We start from the raw sequence: 364 nt of genomic DNA on the forward strand, positions 1-364 counted from the left end.
CTCGCCGACGCCCACCGGGTCGACGTCGACGCCGCCTACGCGGTGCAGCAGGCCCTGATCGTCCGGCGCACCGGCCGGGGCGAACGCCTCGTCGGCGTCAAGATGGGCCTGACCAGCCGGGCGAAGATGGTCCAGGTCGGCGTCGACTCCCCGATCCTCGGCCAGCTCACCGACGTCACCGCCGTACCGGACGGGGGCAGCGTCGACATCTCCGGGCTGATCCACCCCCGGGTCGAGCCGGAGATCGCCTTCCTGCTGGACCGGCCGCCGACACCCGGGATGCCGTTCACCGATGCGGTGCGGGCCGTCGCCCCCGCGCTGGAGGTCATCGACTCCCGCTACCGCGACTTCACCTTCTCGCTGC

1 protein-coding gene is annotated in these 364 nt (G+C 72.8%); it reads left to right on the forward strand.

Annotated features, from left to right (window positions below):
- Nucleotides 1-364 (forward strand): 2-keto-4-pentenoate hydratase (locus tag ACFHWS_RS28610; RefSeq protein ID WP_416569597.1); only part of this gene is annotated, 364 nt, incomplete at both ends.

The organism is Micromonospora sp. LOL_013, from assembly GCF_048060315.1.
In the GTDB taxonomy this organism is placed as follows: domain Bacteria; phylum Actinomycetota; class Actinomycetes; order Mycobacteriales; family Micromonosporaceae; genus Micromonospora_E.